The sequence below is a fragment of the Aeromonas rivuli genome (genome assembly GCF_000820045.1).
GTDB lineage: Bacteria > Pseudomonadota > Gammaproteobacteria > Enterobacterales > Aeromonadaceae > Aeromonas > Aeromonas rivuli.
Map to the genome: position 1 here is coordinate 340,058 of NZ_CDBJ01000027.1, position 20,204 is coordinate 360,261.

Consider the following 20,204-nt stretch of genomic DNA (forward strand, 5'->3'; position numbering starts at 1 on the left):
AGGTGAAGCGCAGCGCAGGAACCGGAGCGTATAGGCATACGTGAGGATTCCGAGCAGCACATGAGCCTTGATCACGGCCTCGCAGTAAGAGCGTGAACAGGTTAAGCGGCCCTCAACAGCATCCATCACGTAAGGTAACTATCCATGGGTTTTAAATGCGGTATCGTGGGCCTGCCCAATGTAGGTAAATCCACCCTGTTCAATGCGCTGACCAAGGCCGGCATCGAAGCCGCCAACTTCCCGTTCTGCACCATTGAGCCCAACACGGGTGTGGTCCCCATGCCGGATCCCCGTCTCGATGCCCTGGCGGCCATCATCAACCCCCAGCGCGTGGTACCGACCACCATGGAGTTCGTGGACATCGCCGGTCTGGTCGCGGGCGCCTCCAAGGGTGAAGGTCTGGGCAACCAGTTCCTGGCCAACATCCGCGAAACCGAAGCCATCGGTCACGTGGTGCGTTGCTTCGAGGATGAAAACATCATCCACGTCGCCGGCAAGGTCTCCCCGGCCGATGACATCGAGGTGATCAACACCGAGCTGGCCCTGTCGGATCTGGACGCCTGCGAGCGCGCCATCCACCGCCAGTCCAAGCGCGCCAAGGGCGGCGACAAGGATGCCAAGCTGGAAGTGGAGACCCTTGAAAAAATTCGGACCGTGCTGGAAGAGGGTCAGATGATCCGCGGCATGAAGCTGGACAAAGAGGAGCTGGCCGCCGTCAGCCACCTCAACTTCCTGACTCTCAAGCCCACCATGTACATCGCCAACGTGGCGGAAGATGGCTTCGAGAACAACCCCTTCCTCGACAAGGTGCGTGAAATCGCCGCCGCCGAGAATGCGGTTGTGGTCGTAGTCTGCTGCGCCATCGAGTCCGACATTGCCGAACTGGATGACGAAGATCGCGCCGAGTTCATGGCCGATCTGGGTATTGAAGAGCCGGGCCTGAACCGGGTGATCCGCTCAGGTTATGAATTGCTCAACCTGCAGACCTACTTCACCGCCGGCGTGAAAGAGGTGCGAGCCTGGACCATTCCGGTCGGCGCCACCGCCCCGCAAGCGGCAGGCAAGATCCACACCGACTTCGAAAAAGGCTTTATTCGCGCACAAACCATCGCATTTGATGATTTTATCACCTACAAGGGTGAGCAAGGCGCCAAGGAAGCGGGCAAGATGCGCGCAGAAGGGAAAGACTACATCGTCAAAGATGGCGATATCATGAACTTCCTGTTCAACGTCTAACCCCATGACAGGTCAGCATTTGCTGGCCTGTTTTTGCTCATGGTTCAGGCCCTTGCCATCCCTGCCATGAGTTTAAAAAAACCAGATTGTTGGGCTTTTGCACGACAGAGCGCAATATCTGGTCAAACGCACCCAAATTCGGATTTTCTGGCAAAAAAAGGGTTGACGCCCCAAAGCCAGATACGCATAATTCGGGCCGCACAGTGACGAGGTAACGACTCACTGGACGCTAGGTTGGCTATGTAGCTCAGTTGGTTAGAGCATCGCACTCATAATGCGAGGGTCACAGGTTCGAATCCCGTCATAGCCACCATTTATCTTGCAGTTGGGGTATCGCCAAGCGGTAAGGCAGCGGGTTTTGATCTCGCCATTCCTAGGTTCGAATCCTAGTACCCCAGCCATTATTTCAGTCGTTGACATCGTCGATGACAAGCCATGAAAGCAGTGACAATCTGAACACGTCAATGCAGCCGGTGAGTGACTGGCATCAAGGCAAGTGTTAAAGGTTCTTTAGCGGCTAGCTGGCTGATGGGGAATAGCAGTTGGGGTATCGCCAAGCGGTAAGGCAGCGGGTTTTGATCTCGCCATCCCTAGGTTCGAATCCTAGTACCCCAGCCATTTTTACTGTTATTGGCATCGCCGATGACGTGCTGTGATAAGCGTGAGAGGTTTTGATCTCGTCAATGCGCCTAGGTTCAGAGCCTAATATCTCAGCCATTTTTACTGTCATTGGCCTCGCCGATGACGTGCTGTGATAAGCGTGAGAGGTTTTGATCTCGTCAACGAACCTAGGTTCAGAGCCTGGTATCTCAGCGATTTTTACTTGTATCGACTACGTCGGCACAAGACGGCTATGTAGCTCAGTTGGTTAGAGCATCGCACTCATAATGCGAGGGTCACAGGTTCGAATCCCGTCATAGCCACCATTTCTAGTTGCAGTTGGGGTATCGCCAAGCGGTAAGGCAGCGGGTTTTGATCTCGCCATTCCTAGGTTCGAATCCTAGTACCCCAGCCATTAATTCTGGTTATCGATGTTCACCTGTCGGTAGCAAGCTGAGGAAAGCATTGAGAGATTTTGATCTCGTCAATGTGCCTAGGTTCAAATACTGGTTCCGCAGCCATTTTTAAAAGTTCTTTGCCAGTCTCACGACTGTTGAGGAGCGCTGTTGGGGTATCGCCAAGCGGTAAGGCAGCGGGTTTTGATCTCGCCATCCCTAGGTTCGAATCCTAGTACCCCAGCCATTTTTACTGTCATTGGCATCGCCGATGACGTGCTGTGATAAGCGTGAGTGGTTTTTACCTCGTCAACGCACCTAGGTTCAGAGCCTGGTATCCCAGCCATTTTACTTGTACACGACAATGTCGGATACAAGACGGCTATGTAGCTCAGTTGGTTAGAGCATCGCACTCATAATGCGAGGGTCACAGGTTCGAATCCCGTCATAGCCACCATATAGTTTGCGGAAGTGGCGAAATTGGTAGACGCACCAGATTTAGGTTCTGGCGCCCTAGGCGTGAGAGTTCGAGTCTCTCCTTCCGCACCATTACAGCAGTACCAAACAGACCAGCTCAGGCTGGTTTTTTTGTGCCCGCGGGTCAGCTCCCCGCCTCTTCATGCCCTGCTCACATCCCTGATTTCTCCTGCACAGCCACGTCCCTCATGGCTGGATCTGCCTCAGTATTCATGATGCCGCCGATAAAAAGCGGCCCGTAGGCCGCATCTGTCCATCTTCCTGCGTTCATTCCACCCAAGACTGCTCAGAACGGGAAGAACCAGGGAATGGCCACCACGCTCACCCCCATGACCAGCAAGGTGAAAGGCACTCCCACGCGCACAAAGTCGATGAAGCGATACTCGCCAGGGCCGAGCACCAGGGTATTGACCGGCGACGAGACCGGCGTCATGAAGGCCGCCGAGGCCGCAATGGCAATGGTCATGGCAAAGGGATAGGGAGAGACCGCCATCTGCTGCGCCGCGCCGATAGCGATGGGAGCCATCAATACCGCGGTGGCGGTGTTGGAGATGAAGAGCCCGGTGAGGGCACAGAGGGCAAACAGGCTGGCCAGCATGACCCTGGGACCCATGTCGCCGACCAGCTCCATCAGCCCGCCGACAATAAGATCCACGCCCCCTGTCTTCTGCAACGCCAGGGCAAAGGGCAACATGCCGACGATGAGGATCAGGGTCGGCCAATGGATAGACTTGTAGGCACTCTCCAGATCGATACAGCGAAACTGGCCCATCAGCAGGCAGGCTATCAGGGCAGCCACCACATTGGGCACAGGATCTGTCACCATCAGGAGCACCATGACCCCCAGCGAGAACAGCGCATAGGCCGCCTGGCTGCGGGCCGGGGCCATTTCGTCCACCTCGGCGGGCAGCCCCAGCAGCAAAAAATCCCTCTGATGAGCGTGTAGCTGGCGAATGAGACTCCAGTTGCCCGCCAGCAGCAATCTGTCGCCCAGTTGCAAGGGTTCATCGACCAGCCGCCCGGTCAGCGCCTCACTGCCGCGCCGCAGCCCCACCACGCTCAGCCCATACTGACTGCGAAAGGTCGTCTCCCGCAGGCTCTTGCCGAGCAGGCTGGATTCGGGAATGAGAGAGATCTCGGCCAGGCCCACCTCCCGCGCCTGATCCGAGAAATAGTCCCCTCGGAGTATCATGGGCTCGAGCATGGCCTCGCTGCAGAAGGTGCGGATATCCACCTCGGGATCCGCCATGTCGATGAGCAAGACGTCTCGCGCCTGAAACTCCGAGATACCGGACACGCTCACCATGACCCGCCGGAACTTGCGCCAGCGCTCCACCCCGATGACGTTGGCACCGTAACGGGCTCGCAGTTGCAGCTCGTCCAGGGTGTGACCTATCAAGGGAGAGCCCGGGCGGATCGCCAGACGCCGCGCCCGCCCCGTCAGCCGATAGTCACGAATAAGCTCGCGCAATGTGCTGCGCCGCGATCCCTTGTTGCGGCCGGGCGCCGCATCCTTGACCAGGGTACCGCGCACCAGCAGCATATAGCCGATGCCAAGCACCAATATGATGAGTCCCATGGGGCTGAAGCTGAAGAAGCCAAATCCCGGGATCCCATGGCGAACCAGCTCACTGTTGACCACCATATTGGGCGGCGTCGCCACCAGGGTCATCATGCCGCTGATGAGGCCGGCGAAGCCGAGCGGCATCATCAGCCTTCCAGCTGGTATGCCCATGCGATTAGAGACGCTGAGCACCACGGGGATGAAGATAGCCACCACCCCAGTCGAACTCATCACGGCACCGAGCCCGGCGACCGCCACCATCAGCAGCACCAGCAGCCGGGTCTCGCTGTTGCCAGCCACCTTGACCAGGGCATCCCCCACCTGATAGGCGATGCCGGTGCGCACCAGCCCCTCCCCCACCACGAACAGAGCCGCTATCAGGATCACGCTGGGATCGCTGAAGCCAGCCAGCGCTTCACTGAGGGTCAAGGTGCCGCTGAGCACGAACAGGATCAGCACCAGCAAGGCCGTCACATCCATGCGCACCTTGTTGCTGACGAACAGATAGATGGCACCCAACAGCAGGCAGAGCACCCAGACCAACTCGGAATTCAACGAACTCTCCTCCCTCTCTATCCCATCTGCCGCGCGCTCATCATCACGACAGCGGACTCCATCAGAGCACAGTCACCCTGGCAGCATCTTGTGACATATCAATAAAGCCCGCCATCCCGATCAGACCTAGTGGGTGCGGCTCGACAGCTCATGGCGTTTGAGGGCAAGCAGGGTGAGCAGCAATGCGCCGCTGGCGATGGCGGCCATGCCGATATAAGTCGCACTGAAGCCCGGCGCCAGCTCGGCCGGGCTGAGCTTATCCAATCCACCCTCCGAGCGGGTGGACAGGGAGGCATGAAACAGCACCGAGCAGACGGCGACACCGATGGCGCCGCCCAGCTCACGGCCGAAGTTGAACAGCGACATGCCGATGCCGCGATCCTGGGCTGGCAACGCACTTTGCACCACCACGGAGAGCGCAGGCAGGGTCAGTCCCAGCCCCAACCCGGCAAACAGCAGCGCCAGCCTCACCCAGACATCGAAGTGCAATTGCCACAACGCCACCGCCGCCAGGGCAAAGCCCACCACCACGAACCGCTTGTAATGGCCGGTGCGGGCGATGAACTTGCCACCGACGAAGGCCCCAAGGGTGATGAATACCATGAAAATCACCATGTCCTGACCGCTCTCGCTCGCGCTCATCCCCTTCTGCCACTGCATCTGCAAGGGCAGATAGACCAGCACCGCAAACATCAGCAATTGGGCGATCAGAGAGAGCAGCACCGCGACCAGATAACCGGGCAGTCGCACCAGGTGGGCAGGCAGTATGGGGTCATGGGCACGCCGTTCGATGAGGATGAGCAGTAACAATGCCGTGCCGAGTGCCGCGGCCAGCCAGAGGCCAGGCAGCGGCGTGTCCGGCGAGAGCAGCAACAGCGACAAGGTGGTCACAGTGATAAGCAGTCCCGCCCCCTTCCAGTCGAAGCGACTGTGGCGACGCACATTGAGATGGCGCAGATTGCGATTGACCAGCCAGAGCGCCAGAGCGCCGAGGGGAAGATTGATCCAGAAGATCCAGCGCCAGTTCAGTTGTTCGGTAAAGTAGCCACCGAGCAGAGGACCCGCGATGCTCGAGACCGCATAGACGATGGAGATATAGCCCTGATACTTGCCCACCTCCCGCGGCGGTATGCTGTCGGCAATCACGGTGAAGGCGAGTGCGATCAGGCCGCCGCCGCCCAGCCCTTGCAGTACCCTGGCCGCCAGCAGAGTAGGGAGATCCTGGGCTAAACCGCAGGCGAGGGAACCCGCCAGAAAGAGTGCTATGCCGATGTTGAGCATCCGCAGGCGGCCGAACAGATCGCTCAGCTTGCCATAGACCGGCAGCGCGGCTGTCGCGGCAAGCAAGTAGGCGGTGACCACCCAGGTCAGGGCCGAGCCGGCGTTCAGATCGGCGCCAATCATGGGCAGAGGCGTGGTGACAATGCTCTTCTCCAGTGATCCCAGGGCAATGACCAGGGCAACACTCGAGAACACTGTTTTTGGCGAAATGGACATCAGGGGTCTCGCATAGGGGTAGGCCACGGGGGCTCAGTGTTTCACATGGTGCCATATTATGGCGGCGGCTGCCCCATGGTTCGCGGATCCCCGCCTCACCGCTTTGCGGCCTCGCCATGACCTCCCTTCTGCCGGATGGCACTCAAGCCCTATCCGCCCCCTGCATATTCGAAAGCCGTGCATGAGACTAATCCCAACATGGTCGATGTGCATAATGTTAGGCTGATCCTTTCCCCCGTGCGGAGCCAACCCCTTGTTTGAACAATATGATGCCCTGATCTTCGACATGGACGGCACCCTGGTCGACTCCATGCCCCTGCATCTGGATGCCTGGCAGATCACCTGCGATGAGTTCCAGCTCTCCTTCGATCGCGCACTGCTGAACAGCTATGGCGGCATCCCTACCCGCAAGATAGTCGCCATGCTGGCCGAGCAGCAGGGAGTGACCATAGACATTGACGCCTTCGTCCGTCGAAAAATCGACCTCTATTTGCAGCACATCGGCGAAGTCACCCTCTTCCCGGCCATGGCGGAGTTGGTCAGGGCACAATATGGCAAGATCCCCATGGGCATCGGCACGGGGGCGCCTCGGGATCAGGCGCAGCAGATACTGCGCAATACCGGACTGGATGCCCTTATCCCTGTCCTCATCAGCGCCGATGATGTGCAAAACCATAAACCCAACCCCGACACCTTCCTCAAGGTGGCCGAACTGCTGGGGGTCGCACCCCACCGCTGCCTGGTATTTGAAGATACCGAGATAGGCATTCAGGCTGGCAAGGCGGCGGGCATGGCAACCATATTGGCGACAGAGGGCGTGCTTGAATGGGTCTGAGAGACCGGCCCGTTTCACTGGCTTGCTGCCATAACATAGCGGGCGTGCTTGAATGGGTCTGAGAGACCGGCCTGTTTCACTGGCTTGCTGCCATAACATAGCGGGGCGCGCAGCAATGCCATCGGGCATCGCACATTGCCCTTTTAATTCGAACACCATAAAATAAATCATTGATTTATTTTATGGTGTGGGGATGATTCAACCAAATATCAACCCTACAACCCAGAACGCAAAAAAATAACAAAACAACCACACCCAGATAACATTAATGGCGTTATAGAATAATGAAAAGAGTAAAGATACATGTGATTTGCCGTAAGAATGCCATGGATAAATACGGTAGAAACGTCCAATCTCTGCTCAACGCCCGCATCCACCCCGATGAGATCCCTCAAACCCTTTGTATGAGTGGGTGTACCGTCTGGACATTTCAAACACTTATCAATTTAAACCACTATTATGGTGATGAAATAGAGTGCAGCTTTGGCACAGAATGTCTGCCAGGCAGAATTAATTTACTTCATTATGATGATTTCAGTCCGAGAGTAAAACCATGGCGTGGGCTGACTGTTGTCTGCCGAGCAGACAGGCCATATTTTTTTGGGGCCGACTATGTCGTCGAGCAAATAAAGTCAGCGGAGAAGAATGGCGGCATATTTATCTCACACTGGCCACAACCTGGCCTCAAACCCAGAGATAAAGCGCGTTGTTCCATCACGACTATTGGTTATTTTGGTCGCATGGACAGCTTCCCTCCCGAATTGGCAAGCGATGCATTCAAAGAAAAATTAGCGGCGCATGGTCTTTCATTAAAAGTAGAATTGAATGACTGGACTGACTATCAGAATGTAGACATTGTGCTCTGTTTTCGAAAATACCATGACCATCGATTATCACGCAAACCAGCGAGCAAGCTCATCAATACCTGGTTGGCTGGCTGTGTATTGATTTGTGATGACGAGCCTGCGATCAAGGCAATAAAGAATAGTCCATTGGATTACCTTGTTGCACATAGCCAAGATGACATTATAGAGACGGCCATGATGCTTAAGAACAATCCGGTTCTATATCAGGACATGGTAGAGCATGGCAAGCAACGAGTGAGGGAATACGCCAGAGAGACGGTCGCAAAAAACTGGATGGTACTGCTTGAACATATCTGGGAAGAAGGATTAAATCGGCGTAGTACCACTATGAGGGCGTTGGCATTTTTCCTCTGGAAATTAACCAAACCCTTCATGAAATAGACCTTGGCTCATGATGTATTCACCCTAAACGACAATGCCTTGCCAATAACCCCAGCCAATACCCATCACTGCCCGATATAAATAACAAACGCCTCCCAACCGGAGGCGTTTCAATACGAATGACCGAAAGCTGTCCTCAATCTCCCCCACAGCTACATGCTATTGGTGGATTCGAAGATCTTGTCGGCAGAGGCCTCGACGAAGCCCGGGTAGAGGGTGCCGTCGACCCGCGGGTAGCGCAGGGCAAACTCGTAGAAGCAGCTCGGGATCTGTTGAACCCCGTCGCTGAAAGGCACGCAAGCCTTGTCCGCCATGGTGGAAGATTGCTCCAGCATCACCTGGGGATCCCCCTTCACCTCGCCCCCGGCAGTATTGAGCACAAACCCCGCCGCTTTCAGCGTCTCGTTGACCGCCTCTATGGTGTCAAACTCGGCCAGACGATTGATGCTGACGGTGAAGTGGTTGGCGCGATAGCCCCATGCCGCCATCCAGGCCGCATACTCGCTCTCGGCAAGCAGGGTCTGGTAGTCGGCCCCCGAGACCTGCCAGGGAGCCCCCGCATGGAGGAAGGCGCTGGTGTCGGTCAGATGGGTTGGCACCTGGGCAACCAGCTTGTGAATGATGGCCTGAGCGCCCTCGGAGAGCTCCTCCACCTTCAGCTCGCTGATAAACACCTTGGGAGCATCCGGATCCGCATGCTCGAAGTGCTTGGCATAGAGTTTCTTGGCCTTGAACACATACTCGTCCCTCTCCTCATAACCCAGCGCCCGAAAATGAGCGGCCAAGGTCTCGAGGCCGACCTGGGGCAGGTTGAAGGTGCGAAACGCCACATGGTCATTGACGATGGGGGCACCACCGCCCAGTAACTGGTGGACCTTGAGGGCACTCGGGGTGACTTGAACGTAGTTATCCCACAGATGACCGAACAGGGTTTCGATATCCTTTTGCATCTCTCTTTCCTTTGCTTGCGGGGTCAGACAAGGGCAGCCTGAGCTGCCCTTTTATGGTTGGGTTGTCAGAACGTCAGGCCGGGCGACAGCTGATCCGGCATGGCGGCCTTGCTGTCCTCCACCGAGGCAACCGGGCAATGGGGACAGTAGTCGGCCAGCACCTGCCTGTTCATTTCTGCCTCTTTCCTAGAACGTCAGGCCGGGCGACAGCTGCTCCGGCATGGCGGCCTTGCTGTCTTCCACCGAGGCGACCGGGCAATGGGGACAGTAGTCGGCCAGCACCTGCCTGTTCATTTCTGCCTCTTTCCTAGAACGTCAGGCCGGGCGACAGCTGCTCCGGCATGGCAGCCTTGCTGTCTTCCACCGAGGCAACCGGATAAGCACAGTAGTCGGCGGCGTAGTAGGCACTCGCTCTGTGATTGCCGGAGGCACCGATGCCGCCGAACGGCGCGGCACTGGAGGCACCGGTGATGGGCTTGTTCCAGTTGACGATGCCGGCACGAATGCGTTTGAAGAAGTGGTTCCAGTCCGCTTCGTTGTCCCCGAGCAGACCAGCCGAGAGCCCGAAGCTGGTGGCATTGCCCAGATCGATGGCGGCATCGAAATCCTGGTAACGAGTCACCTGCAGCAGGGGGCCGAAGTACTCCTCATCCGGCAATCCTTGTGCGGCAGTGATGTCGATGATGCCAGGGGAGACAAAACCGGTGCCCGGCTCCAGATGCTTGAGTGCGAGCAGGCTCTTGCCACCCAGGGATTGCAACTTGGCCTGGGCCTCGACCATGCCGAGGGCGGCGCGTTCGCTGATCATCGCCCCCATGAAGGGCTGATCCGCATCATCGTAATGACCCACCTTTATCTTGCCGACCACCTCGATGAGGCGTGCCAGCAGTGCATCTCCGGCTGGCCCCTGTTCCACGAACAGACGGCGGGAGCAGGTGCAGCGCTGGCCCGAGGTGATGAAGGCAGACTGGACGATGGCGTGCACGGCGCCGTCCACATCGCTCACGTCCTTGACGATGAGCGGGTTGTTTCCCCCCATCTCCAGCGCCAGGATCTTGCCCGGTTGACCGGCAAATTGCTGATGCAGGAAGTGACCGGTACGGGACGAGCCGGTGAAGAAGAGACCATCGATGTCCCCATGACTCGCCAGGGCCTTGCCGGTATCGACCTCTCCTTGCACCAGATTGATGACACCGGCAGGCAGACCCGCCTCCTGCCAGATCTTGAGCATGGCCTCGGCCACCATGGGGGTCAGCTCCGAGGGTTTGAATACCACGGTATTGCCGGCGATGAGTGCAGGCACTATGTGGCCGTTGGGCAGATGACCCGGGAAGTTATAGGGGCCGAACACCGCAACCACACCATGGGGTTTGTGGCGCACGAATGCCTTGGCACCAGGCATGGGATTTTCGACCGTGCCGGTACGCTCCTCATGGGCGCGGATGGAGATGGCGATCTTGCCCTGCATGGCGGCGACCTCGGTACGGGTCTCCCACAGCGGCTTGCCGGTTTCCCGGGCTATGGTGAGCGCCAGCGCTTCCTTGTGCTCGCCGAGCAATTCCCCATAACGGCTGATGATGGCACTGCGCGCCGTCAAGGAGAGATCCGCCCAGTGGTAGAAGGCGGAGCGCGCAGCCTTGACGGCGGCATCGACCTGAGCGGCACTGGCCGCTTGCCCACCCCAGATCACCTGGTTCTTGGCCGGATCTGTCGACTCGAACGCCTTGCCCTCGCCCGCCAGCCAGTTGCCATTGATCAGCTGTACTAATTCGCTCATTGCTCATATCCCTTGTTGCTTGGCTCTCGCCTGCCAGGCCGCCCAATGCGGGCCGCCAGCTCATCATGTTCAAGGGGACAATGGATCGCACTGTCCCCATGTTGTCAGTCCAGATCCACGACCCTGACCTGATCGCCATTCTCCACCTTGAGGGCCGCGGCCATCTTGGGGGGCACTATGGCCTCCTGCTTGTCCAGATCGACCCGGATATTGCCAAGGCAGGCACGGTATTGTTCGAAGCGGGTGTTGCACAGCAGATAGGTGTGGCCGCCCAGAGGCTCGCCCACCACCACGGTCAGCCGCTTGCTGCGGCGGATGCTGCGAATGTTGTTCACGTCGCACTCGACCGTGGGACCGGCATCGAAGATGTCGACATAGCCGCGATTCACGAAACCTTCATCCTGCAGCATCTTGATGGCAGGCCGGGTCTTGTCGTGGGTTTTGCCGATCACGGCCCGCGCCTCATTGCTGAGCAGATTGACGTAGATGGGGTACTTGGGCATCAGCTCGGCGATGAAGCGCTTCTTACCAATCCCGGTGAGATAGTCGACGGTGGGGAAATCCATCGAGAAGAAGTGCTTTTGCAGCCACTCATAGAAGGGGCTATGACCTTTTTCGTCGGAGACACCGCGCATCTCGGCGAACACGGTTTTATCAAACAGCTCGGGGTGCTCGGCCATGAACAGGAAACGGTGCTTGGAGAGCAGCCGACCATTGAGTCCCTCGCGAGCGCATTCGCGCAAGAACAGGGTGCACAGCTCAGAGTTACCTGTGTAGTCATTGGACAGGGTCAGCGTCTCGACCACGTTATAGATGCCGAGTTTGGGGGAAGAGTGCACCACCTTGCCGATATGGTAGTTATAAAACGGCTGGGACAGACCCACGGCCGCATCGATGGCGCAGGTGCCGACCATGTCCCCGGTGTCCAGATCCTCGGCCACGAAGAAATAGAGGCAGTCGCCCTTTCCCGCGGGTTTGTCCGAAAATGTCTGGGTGGAGGCGTCGATTTTGCGCTGTAGCAGCTCATCGTTGACCGGCAAGGAGGTCATGCCAGTACCGGATTCGATGGCGCAGGTCTTGAGACCGGCAAAATCTTTCTGTTCGATAGGACGGATTAACAACATAGATGACAACTCCCTTTCATTGACGACAGGTGGGGTCCCGGCTCCTGCCGGGAGGGCTCCCCACCTCAATTCGGGATCAGGCGTTAACGACCTGAGCCACGGCCAGCTCGAAGCGAGCCAGGCCTTCCTGGATGTCCGCTTCCGGGATCACCAGGGAGGGGGCAAAACGCACTACGTTGGTACCGGCCACCAGGGCCATCAGCCCCTGATCGATGGAGGCCAGCAAGAAGTCACGGGAGCGGCCCTTGAAGTCATCGTTCAATACGGCGCCGAGCAGCAGGCCCTGGCCGCGCACTTCACTGAAGCAGTGATACTTGGCGTTGATGGCTTCGATACCGGCGCGGAACAGGGCTTCGCGCTGCTTGACCCCTGCCAGCACTGCTGGCGTATTGACCACATCGATCACCGCCTCGGCCACGGCGCACGCCAGCGGGTTGCCGCCGTAAGTCGAGCCGTGCGTGCCCACTTTCAGGTGAGCGGCTATCTCTGTGGTGGTCAGCATGGCGCCGATGGGGAAACCGCCGCCGAGCGCCTTGGCGCTGGTGAGGATGTCCGGCGTGACGCCCAGACCCATGTAGGCAAACAGCTCGCCGGTGCGACCGACGCCAGATTGCACCTCGTCATAGACCAGCAAGGCATTGTGCTTGTCACACAGCTCGCGCACACCCTTGGCAAATTCGTCGGTGGGACGAATGATGCCGCCTTCCCCTTGCAGCGGCTCCATCACCACGGCGCAGGTATTGTCGGAGATGACGGCGGCCAGCTCGGCCAGGTTGTTGTAGGTCACGTGAGTGATGTCGGCAGGCTTGGGGCCGAAACCGTCAGAATAAGCGGCTTGACCACCGACGCTCACGGTGAAGAAGGTGCGACCGTGGAAACCCTGGTGGAAGGCGATGATCTGGGTCTTGTGGGCCCCGAACTTGTCGATGGCATAACGACGGGCCAGCTTGAGGGCCGCTTCGTTCGCTTCGGCGCCGGAGTTGCAGAAATAGACCTTGTCGGCGAAGGTGGCGGCGACCAGCTTCTTGGCCAGACGCAGGGCCGGCTCATTGGTCATGACGTTGGAGAGATGCCACAGCTTCTCACCCTGAGTCTTCAGGGCTTCGACCAGCTTGGGATGACAATGGCCCAGGCCATTGACCGCAATACCGCCGGCGAAATCCACATACTCACGTCCAGCCTGATCCCAGACACGTGATCCTTCACCACGCACCGGGATGACATTGGCGGGCGCATAGTTGGGAACCATCACTTCATCGAACACTTCACGTGTCACTGCCAACAACTCTGACATACTTGCTCTCCTTCCAGATGGCGACAGAATAATCCACCGCCTAAAAGTTAAATCCGTGTAAACGTGACGGTATTGTCACAGAAAAAAAGTAAAAAGTCTGTAACTTGACGGCCTACAAGGAACAATCTTCGATTGCCCGTGAGATTTTAGGCAGCCCCATTGCATAACGGCTCAGAGGCTGTTGGCAAGAGATAATTTCGACTGGTGCGGGGGTGAATAAACCGTCAGAGAAAAAAATTTCGCCCATCCCATGGAAATGGGATTTTCATCACGTTTTTGAGCCGGAGCAGGGCGAAATCCCCCTGGATCCCGGGGTGGGAAAGGTGAATAAGTCTAGTCGAACGAAACCCTGCTTTACCGCTGAGACAGGCTTTTATGCTGCCGATCGGCGCCGCGCTGCCATGGATGGGAACCGAGGCCGTTCATCAGCAGATGATGCGGGTAAAGAGGAAAAAGCAGTGAAAAATTGGGCAGGGATGGCTCAGCCCCGAGCCAGAAAATTGGCAAGCAGCTCATGACCCTGCTCACTCAGGACGCTCTCCGGGTGAAACTGCACCCCCTCCACCGCCAGTGTCTTGTGGCGCAGCCCCATGATCTCATCGACGCTGCCATCCTCGTGCTCGCTCCAGGCGGTCACCGCCAGGCAGTCCGGCAGGGTCTGCGCCTTGACTACGAGTGAGTGGTAGCGGGTCACCCGCAGCGGATTGTTGAGCCCCGCGAACACCCCCTCCCCCTGATGACGGATGAGAGACGTCTTGCCATGCATCACCCGCCTGGCCCGCACCACCTCGGCGCCAAACACCTGAGCCAGGGATTGATGGCCGAGACAGACCCCGAGAATAGGCAATCGACCGGCGAAATGTGCGATGGCGGCCAGGGAGATACCCGCCTCATTGGGGGTACAGGGACCAGGGGAGATCACCAGGCGATCGGGGGCCATGGCTTCAATGTCCGCCAGGGTCAATTCATCGTTGCGTTTGACCACCACCTTCTCCCCCAGCGCACCGAAGTACTGCACCAGGTTCCAGGTAAAGGAGTCGTAGTTATCGATGAGTAGCAGCATGCAAACACCCAGGATTGAGATCGAGGCTAGGGTAACTCGCCTGCTCGTTGGCTGGCGAGTCGCGCATTCTGGCACGTCTGCCCCGGTTAATAAACGCCTGCCACCAGATACCCGTGGCTGGGGCCACCCTCGCCCATCAATGCCATCTTCGGCTCGCGCCAGACAATACGGACACCCCCCATTGAAGAAAACCCACTCAGCCTCCTTCATATCATCTGCGCTATGCCCCTCCTCCCAGCCCCCCTCACACTGTCGCCCCTGCTAAGAGGGCTCTCGATACAACACCGCGATCCCGCTCCTGCCGCCACCCTCGCTCACCGCGTTAAAATAAAACTTTAAATGTGAATCACAAAAAACAAAACAAAGTTTCATTTTAGTTTGATCGCGGTTTTTCATTTTGCTATCGTGCCTTCAACGACAGGATTTCCCGACACATTGTCATTGATGCCGCGTGCGGCCCGGAATTGAGGTTCATTATGCAAACTCGTCAAAGCATCCACAGCGATCATGCCAAGCAACTGGACACCCAGGGTCTGCGCCGTGAGTTTCTGGTCGAAGAGATCTTCACCCCGAACACCTTGACCATGACCTACAGCCACATCGACCGCATCGTGTTTGGTGGCATCATGCCGGTGGATGCTCCCCTGACCTTCTCCGATGAACTCGGCAAGGGATTTGGGGTCAGCTATTTCCTCGAGCGGCGCGAGCTCGGCCTCATCAATATCGGTGGCCCGGGGGTGGTGGTGGTGGATGGCACTACCTATGAAGTGGACAAGGCCGAGGCCCTCTACGTCGGCCAGGGAGCCCGCACCCTGAGCTTTGCCAGTGTCGATGCCTCGCAGCCTGCCAAGTTCTACTACAACAGCGCTCCCGCCCACACCTGCTACCCGACCCGCAAGGTCACCCAGGCCCAGGCCTCGCCGGCAACCCTGGGAGATGCCGCCACCAGCAACCGTCGCACCATCTACAAGTACCTGGTGCCGGACGTGCTGCCGACCTGCCAATTGGTGATGGGCATGACCCAGCTGGAAGAGGGCAGCCTGTGGAACACCATGCCCTGCCACACCCACGAGCGCCGCATGGAGGTCTACTTCTACTTCAACATGAAAGAGGACGCCGCCGTGTTCCACATGATGGGCAAGCCGGACGAGACCCGTCACCTGCTGGTGCACAACGAGCAGGCCGTCATCTCCCCGAGCTGGTCCATCCACTCCGGCGTCGGCACCCAGGCCTACACCTTCATCTGGGGCATGGTGGGCGAGAACCAGGTGTTCGGTGACATGGACCATGTCGCTGTTCAAGATCTGCGCTAACCGGCTTCCCCATCCCGAGCCGCCATGGCGGCTCCTGCCCGACACTTCACCCCACATTGGCCCACGGCTTAGAGGTAACAATATGATTCTTAATGCATTCGATCTGAAAGGTAAGGTCGCCATCGTCACCGGTTGCGATACCGGTCTGGGTCAGGGCATGGCACTGGGGCTCGCCGAGGCGGGCTGCGACATCGTCGGCATCAATATCGTCGAGCCGACCGAAACGATCGCCAAAATCGAAGCCATTGGCCGCCGCTTCCTGAGCCTGAAGGCGGACGTCAGCAAGGTAGACACCCTGCCAGCCCTGGTCGATCAGGCGGTCTCCCACTTCGGCCGCGTCGATGTGCTGGTGAACAACGCCGGCATCATCCGCCGGGAAGACGCCATCAACTTCAGCGAGAAGGACTGGGACGATGTGATGAACATCAACATCAAGAGCGTGTTCTTCATGTCCCAGGCGGTGGCCAGGCAGTTCATGACCCAGGGCCAGGGCGGCAAGATCGTCAACATCGCCTCCATGCTCTCCTACCAGGGGGGTATCCGCGTGCCCTCCTACACCGCCTCCAAGAGCGCCGTCATGGGCATCACCCGCCTGCTGGCCAACGAGTGGGCCAGCAAGGGGATCAACGTCAACGCCATCGCCCCCGGTTACATGGCGACCAACAACACCGCGGCCCTGCGTGCCGATGATGACCGCAATGCCGCCATCCTTGAACGGATCCCGGCAGGCCGCTGGGGGGTGCCGGACGACATGATGGGCCCGGTCGTATTCTTGGCCTCTGCCGCCTCCGACTACATCAACGGTTACACCATCGCCGTCGATGGCGGCTGGCTGGCCCGTTAATTCAGTTCACTATGACCAGGCGCCACGAGGCGCCTTTTGCCGTTGTCTCCTGACAGGAAGACCCTATGTTGCTCGACAGTCTCTGGTTTGCCCAATCAATCGGCCTGTTGGCCTGCCTCGTGGGTGCCACGGCGTTCATGCAGCGCCAGGACAGCAAGCTCAGAGTCCAGCTCACCCTCAATGGCACCCTGATGGGGCTGCATTTTTTGCTGCTGGGTTCCTCGGTTGCCGCCATCAACTGCCTGCTCTGTGCCGTGCGCAACTGGGTCTCCGGTTACTATCGCGGCCTCGGTGTGATGCTGCTGTTCCTCGCCCTGGCCTGGTTGCTGGTCATCCCCCGGATCGAACACCCGGTCCAGATGCTGACCCTGCTCGGCACCACCCTCAGCACCTTCGCCCTGTTTCGCCTCAACGGCATTGCCCTACGACTGTGCATGCTGAGCAGTACCCTCTGCTGGCTGACCCACAATATCTGGGCGGGATCCATCGGTGGCATCCTGCAGGAGAGCATCTTTTTCGTCATCAATGGCTACACCATCCTCAAGCTCTACCAGGCCGCCCCGCAGGACATCGAGGGGTGAACCACCCTGCCTGCGGGGCCAATCACGGGCAACGGGTCATTGTCGCTGGGAACTGACATGCAAAAGAGCAGGCCAAGCCTGCTCTTTTTGAGACGAGATACTCAATCAGCGTGAGGAGTGAGTACCAAATGGATAGTCGTGGAAACCCAGCCCGGCAGAGATATTGGCCGCCGCCTCATGTAGCTGGGCCACCAGGGTTGCCTTGTGCTCTTCATGGAAGCGCACCAGGGGCAACGACAGGGAGAGCCCCGCGATGATCCGCCCCATGCGGCTGTAGATGGGGACGGCGAAGCAGCGCAGACCGTGTTCCATCTCTTCCCGATCTTCGGCATAACCTTGCTCGCGCACCTGGGCCAGCTCCACCAGCAGGGCATCGACATCGGCAAGGGTATGCTCGGTGAAGCGCTCGAAGGTCACCCCGGCCAGCATGGCGCGTACTTCGGTCTCGGGCAGCCAGGCCATCATCACTTTGCCAAGGCCGGTGCTGTAGAGCGGACGGCGACGACCGATACGGGAGTACATCCGCAGGTTGTATTCAGAGTCAATCTTGTGCAAATAGACGATGCTGTCTTCATCGAGCATCCCAAGGTGCAGGGTCTCTTTGGTCAGCTTGCCGAGACGGTACATCTGTTCATCGGCGATCTGCACCAGATCCTGATGTTCCAGCGCCTTGGCGCCCAGCTCGAACAGCTTGAGGCTAAGGGCATACTTGTCAGTTTCACCCTCCTGGGTGATATAACCCAGGGTCTTCATGGTCTGCAAGAAACGGTAGACGGTGCTCTTGGACATCATGATCCGCTGGGACAGCTCGGTCACCCCGATCTCTTTCTGCTCCCCCAGCGCCTGCAGTATGCCGAACACCTTGAGTACCGATGACACCGATTCGGGCGAGTTGTCTATCATCGACATTGTTTACGTCCAAAAAAAATGATTGATTGTTTCATTGTATTTGAAATGAGCTGGCCCTCATAGTGACAGAGCCACTTATCCAGTCAAATCATCCACTCATGGATAGAGAATGTGGTCTCGCTCACGCGACTATTCACCCGCACCTCGCCGCAGAGGTGGCGACGATAGTCTTTATAACCCCTGGCTCACGGCCACTTTCCCCTGCCTCCACCCTGCGAGTCATCAACACAAGACAATCATCACATTTTTAATGAAATGATGTTTCAATTGTTTTTTATTCTCCGTTAGTTAAATAGAATAGCGCCATCATCAACGCGGAAAACAGGGGAAGCGCTATGCCTATCAAGGTCGCCGTCATTGGCGAATGCATGATCGAGCTGTCCGAAAGCAGGGCCAACATAGTGCGCCATTTTGGCGGGGACACCCTCAACACGGCGGTCTACCTGACCCGCGCCAACCCGGACATCGCTGTGCATTACGTGAGTGCCCTGGGCACGGATCCCATGAGTGGGGCCATGCTGACCCAGTGGCAGCAAGAGGGAATACACACCGAGCTGGTGCAGCGCCTTGACCACAAGCTGCCCGGTCTCTATCTCATCGAGACCGATGATCGAGGTGAACGCACCTTCCACTACTGGCGCAGCGACTCTGCGGCCCGCTACTGGCTGCAGACGCCAGAGGCCGAGCGGATCGGTGAGCGACTGCACGATTTCGATTACCTCTACCTGAGCGGGATCAGCCTCGCCATCCTGTCACAAGATGACCGGCTGACCCTGCTGAACAGGCTGGCCGAGTGCCGGGCTGGCGGGGCCAGGATAGCCTTTGACAACAACTACCGCCCCCGCTTGTGGGAGAGCCAGGCCGCGGCCCGGCAGACCTATGCCGCCATGCTGGCGCTAACCGATCTCGCCTTCCTGACCCTGGATGACGAGGTCGCCCTCTGGGGGGACAGCGACGACTCCCAGTGCCTGGCCCGCACCCTTGCATGTGGCGTGAACGAGATCGTCATCAAGCGCGGGGCCGAGGCCTGTCTCATCGTGCAGCCTGGGTACAGCGACCAGGTGCTGGCCGTTCCCCTGGCGAAAGAGCAGATCATCGACACCACGGCAGCTGGCGACTCCTTTAGCGCCGGTTACCTCGCCACCCGGCTGGCGGGGCAGTCCATGGCCGACTCGGCCCGCTATGCCCATCGGCTGGCGAGCACCGTCATTCAACATCGTGGCGCCATCATCCCCCTGACGGCCATGCCGCACCCCATCACCCCTGATCACCCATACAATGAGGCTTCCCATGTCAGCATTGCTTGAACGACTCTGTGCCCTGAAGATCATCCCCGTCATTGCCATCAAAGACGCCGATGATGCCGTCGCCCTTGGCCGCACCCTGCTGGAAAACGGCATGCCCAGTGCCGAGATCACTTTCCGTACCCCGGCGGCGGCCGAATCCATCCGCCGGCTGCGGGAAGCCTTTCCCGAGATGATCATTGGTGCCGGCACAGTGCTGACCACAGCCCAGGTCGATCAGGCCATCGAGGCGGGGGTCGACTTCATCGTGAGTCCCGGGCTCAACCCGCGCATCGTGCAATATTGCCAGGCGCGCGGCGTTCCCATCATTCCCGGCGTCAACAACCCCAGCCTGGTCGAACAGGCGATGGAGCTGGGTCTGAAGACCCTCAAGTTCTTCCCGGCAGAGCCATCCGGTGGGCTGGGCATGCTCAAGGCCATGAGCGCCGTCTACCCGGTCTCCTTCATGCCCACTGGCGGCGTCAGCCCGAGCAATGTGAAGGACTATCTTGCCCTGCCTGCGGTATTCGCCTGTGGCGGCACCTGGATGGTGCCTGCCAACCTCATCGACAATCGCGAATGGGACAAGATCGGCGCCCTGACCAAGGAAGCCATGGCCGCCCTCTAAATCGGCCGGGGCCCGTCTCACGGGCCCATCAT

Annotated in this window: 16 protein-coding genes and 8 tRNA genes; 16 read left to right on the plus strand and 8 right to left on the minus strand. The window is 58.4% G+C overall.

Annotation, left to right across the window (positions count from 1 at the left end; all coding sequences use genetic code 11):
• The first annotated feature begins 144 nt into the window (after positions 1–144).
• The 9 genes from ychF to BN1130_RS05855 all read left to right on the plus strand — a co-directional run bounded on the left by ychF (position 145) and on the right by BN1130_RS05855 (position 2,780).
• A complete protein-coding gene (gene ychF / locus BN1130_RS05815) occupies positions 145–1,236 on the plus strand; it encodes a redox-regulated ATPase YchF (RefSeq protein ID WP_042040836.1) in 1,092 nt (363 codons plus the stop codon).
• A gap of 236 nt (positions 1,237–1,472) precedes the next feature.
• A tRNA-Met gene (locus BN1130_RS05820) sits at positions 1,473–1,549 on the plus strand.
• 13 nt (positions 1,550–1,562) lie between these two features.
• A tRNA-Gln gene (locus tag BN1130_RS05825) sits at positions 1,563–1,637 on the plus strand.
• A gap of 142 nt (positions 1,638–1,779) precedes the next feature.
• Positions 1,780–1,854 (plus strand) — tRNA-Gln (locus BN1130_RS05830).
• Positions 1,855–2,085: 231 nt separating this feature from the next.
• Positions 2,086–2,162, plus strand: a tRNA-Met gene (locus BN1130_RS05835).
• 14 nt (positions 2,163–2,176) lie between these two features.
• A tRNA-Gln gene (locus BN1130_RS05840) sits at positions 2,177–2,251 on the plus strand.
• 152 nt (positions 2,252–2,403) lie between these two features.
• A tRNA-Gln gene (locus BN1130_RS05845) sits at positions 2,404–2,478 on the plus strand.
• 133 nt (positions 2,479–2,611) lie between these two features.
• Positions 2,612–2,688 (plus strand) — tRNA-Met (locus BN1130_RS05850).
• Between the two features lie 8 nt (positions 2,689–2,696).
• Positions 2,697–2,780: transfer RNA gene (locus BN1130_RS05855), tRNA-Leu, on the plus strand.
• Between the two features lie 214 nt (positions 2,781–2,994).
• Here BN1130_RS05855 and BN1130_RS05860 read toward each other — a convergent pair.
• Positions 2,995–4,827, minus strand: a complete 1,833-nt coding sequence (locus tag BN1130_RS05860; RefSeq protein WP_042040837.1) for an SLC13 family permease — start codon at positions 4,825–4,827, stop codon at positions 2,995–2,997.
• Positions 4,828–4,953: 126 nt separating this feature from the next.
• Positions 4,954–6,324, minus strand: coding sequence for an MDR family MFS transporter (locus BN1130_RS05865; RefSeq protein ID WP_198135235.1), 1,371 nt, complete (start codon positions 6,322–6,324; stop codon positions 4,954–4,956).
• A gap of 253 nt (positions 6,325–6,577) precedes the next feature.
• Between BN1130_RS05865 and BN1130_RS05870 the strand changes: the two genes are divergently transcribed.
• Complete coding sequence (locus tag BN1130_RS05870; RefSeq protein WP_157013915.1) at positions 6,578–7,159, plus strand: HAD family hydrolase; 582 nt, start codon at positions 6,578–6,580, stop codon at positions 7,157–7,159.
• Between the two features lie 284 nt (positions 7,160–7,443).
• On the plus strand, positions 7,444–8,406 hold the full coding sequence (locus BN1130_RS05875) for a glycosyltransferase (RefSeq protein ID WP_042040838.1): 963 nt from the start codon (positions 7,444–7,446) through the stop codon (positions 8,404–8,406).
• A gap of 152 nt (positions 8,407–8,558) precedes the next feature.
• Here the strand turns inward: BN1130_RS05875 and BN1130_RS05880 are convergent, their stop codons facing one another.
• From BN1130_RS05880 to BN1130_RS05900, 5 genes are all read right to left on the minus strand, one after another.
• Positions 8,559–9,356 (minus strand): DUF1338 domain-containing protein, encoded by a 798-nt coding sequence (locus BN1130_RS05880; protein ID WP_042040839.1) that lies wholly within the window; start codon positions 9,354–9,356, stop codon positions 8,559–8,561.
• A gap of 307 nt (positions 9,357–9,663) precedes the next feature.
• Entirely contained in the window at positions 9,664–11,133 is a 1,470-nt protein-coding gene (gene astD, locus BN1130_RS05885; protein ID WP_042040840.1) for a succinylglutamate-semialdehyde dehydrogenase, read from the minus strand.
• 104 nt (positions 11,134–11,237) lie between these two features.
• On the minus strand, positions 11,238–12,257 hold the full coding sequence (gene astA / locus BN1130_RS05890; RefSeq protein WP_005899872.1) for an arginine N-succinyltransferase: 1,020 nt from the start codon (positions 12,255–12,257) through the stop codon (positions 11,238–11,240).
• A 76-nt stretch (positions 12,258–12,333) separates the two neighbouring features.
• Positions 12,334–13,551: an aspartate aminotransferase family protein gene (locus BN1130_RS05895; protein WP_042040841.1), complete on the minus strand. Its 1,218-nt coding sequence runs from the start codon at positions 13,549–13,551 to the stop codon at positions 12,334–12,336.
• 481 nt (positions 13,552–14,032) lie between these two features.
• Positions 14,033–14,614, minus strand: coding sequence for an aminodeoxychorismate synthase component II (locus tag BN1130_RS05900; RefSeq protein WP_042040842.1), 582 nt, complete (start codon positions 14,612–14,614; stop codon positions 14,033–14,035).
• Positions 14,615–15,090: 476 nt separating this feature from the next.
• On the opposite strand from BN1130_RS05900, the gene kduI reads away from it, so the two are divergent.
• The 3 genes from kduI (at position 15,091) to BN1130_RS05915 (ending at position 17,352) form a co-directional block, all read left to right on the plus strand.
• Positions 15,091–15,927, plus strand: coding sequence for a 5-dehydro-4-deoxy-D-glucuronate isomerase (gene kduI, locus BN1130_RS05905; RefSeq protein WP_042040843.1), 837 nt, complete (start codon positions 15,091–15,093; stop codon positions 15,925–15,927).
• Between the two features lie 82 nt (positions 15,928–16,009).
• Positions 16,010–16,771: a 2-dehydro-3-deoxy-D-gluconate 5-dehydrogenase KduD gene (gene kduD / locus BN1130_RS05910; RefSeq protein ID WP_042040844.1), complete on the plus strand. Its 762-nt coding sequence runs from the start codon at positions 16,010–16,012 to the stop codon at positions 16,769–16,771.
• Between the two features lie 65 nt (positions 16,772–16,836).
• Positions 16,837–17,352, plus strand: a complete 516-nt coding sequence (locus BN1130_RS05915) for a YgjV family protein (protein ID WP_042040845.1) — start codon at positions 16,837–16,839, stop codon at positions 17,350–17,352.
• Between the two features lie 105 nt (positions 17,353–17,457).
• On the opposite strand, the gene kdgR is transcribed toward BN1130_RS05915, so the two are convergent.
• On the minus strand, positions 17,458–18,261 hold the full coding sequence (kdgR, locus tag BN1130_RS05920) for a DNA-binding transcriptional regulator KdgR (RefSeq protein WP_042040846.1): 804 nt from the start codon (positions 18,259–18,261) through the stop codon (positions 17,458–17,460).
• Positions 18,262–18,596: 335 nt separating this feature from the next.
• Between kdgR and kdgK the strand changes: the two genes are divergently transcribed.
• Positions 18,597–19,568 (plus strand): 2-dehydro-3-deoxygluconokinase, encoded by a 972-nt coding sequence (gene kdgK / locus BN1130_RS05925; protein ID WP_042040847.1) that lies wholly within the window; start codon positions 18,597–18,599, stop codon positions 19,566–19,568.
• Positions 19,552–20,172: a bifunctional 4-hydroxy-2-oxoglutarate aldolase/2-dehydro-3-deoxy-phosphogluconate aldolase gene (locus BN1130_RS05930; RefSeq protein WP_042040848.1), complete on the plus strand. Its 621-nt coding sequence runs from the start codon at positions 19,552–19,554 to the stop codon at positions 20,170–20,172. The genes kdgK and BN1130_RS05930 overlap by 17 nt, the downstream gene beginning before the upstream one ends.
• Positions 20,173–20,204 lie beyond the last annotated feature (32 nt).

Coding starts and splice junctions, on each gene's coding strand:
- kduD (WP_042040844.1), top strand. CDS start 16,010: ATGATTCTTAATGCATTCGATCTGAAAGGTAAGGTCGCCATCGTCACC.
- ychF (WP_042040836.1), top strand. CDS start 145: ATGGGTTTTAAATGCGGTATCGTGGGCCTGCCCAATGTAGGTAAATCC.
- astD (WP_042040840.1), bottom strand. CDS start 11,133: ATGAGCGAATTAGTACAGCTGATCAATGGCAACTGGCTGGCGGGCGAG.
- BN1130_RS05875 (WP_042040838.1), top strand. CDS start 7,444: ATGAAAAGAGTAAAGATACATGTGATTTGCCGTAAGAATGCCATGGAT.
- BN1130_RS05915 (WP_042040845.1), top strand. CDS start 16,837: ATGTTGCTCGACAGTCTCTGGTTTGCCCAATCAATCGGCCTGTTGGCC.
- BN1130_RS05930 (WP_042040848.1), top strand. CDS start 19,552: ATGTCAGCATTGCTTGAACGACTCTGTGCCCTGAAGATCATCCCCGTC.
- kdgK (WP_042040847.1), top strand. CDS start 18,597: ATGCCTATCAAGGTCGCCGTCATTGGCGAATGCATGATCGAGCTGTCC.
- kdgR (WP_042040846.1), bottom strand. CDS start 18,261: ATGTCGATGATAGACAACTCGCCCGAATCGGTGTCATCGGTACTCAAG.
- kduI (WP_042040843.1), top strand. CDS start 15,091: ATGCAAACTCGTCAAAGCATCCACAGCGATCATGCCAAGCAACTGGAC.
- BN1130_RS05895 (WP_042040841.1), bottom strand. CDS start 13,551: ATGTCAGAGTTGTTGGCAGTGACACGTGAAGTGTTCGATGAAGTGATG.
- BN1130_RS05900 (WP_042040842.1), bottom strand. CDS start 14,614: ATGCTGCTACTCATCGATAACTACGACTCCTTTACCTGGAACCTGGTG.
- BN1130_RS05880 (WP_042040839.1), bottom strand. CDS start 9,356: ATGCAAAAGGATATCGAAACCCTGTTCGGTCATCTGTGGGATAACTAC.
- astA (WP_005899872.1), bottom strand. CDS start 12,257: ATGTTGTTAATCCGTCCTATCGAACAGAAAGATTTTGCCGGTCTCAAG.
- BN1130_RS05865 (WP_198135235.1), bottom strand. CDS start 6,324: ATGTCCATTTCGCCAAAAACAGTGTTCTCGAGTGTTGCCCTGGTCATT.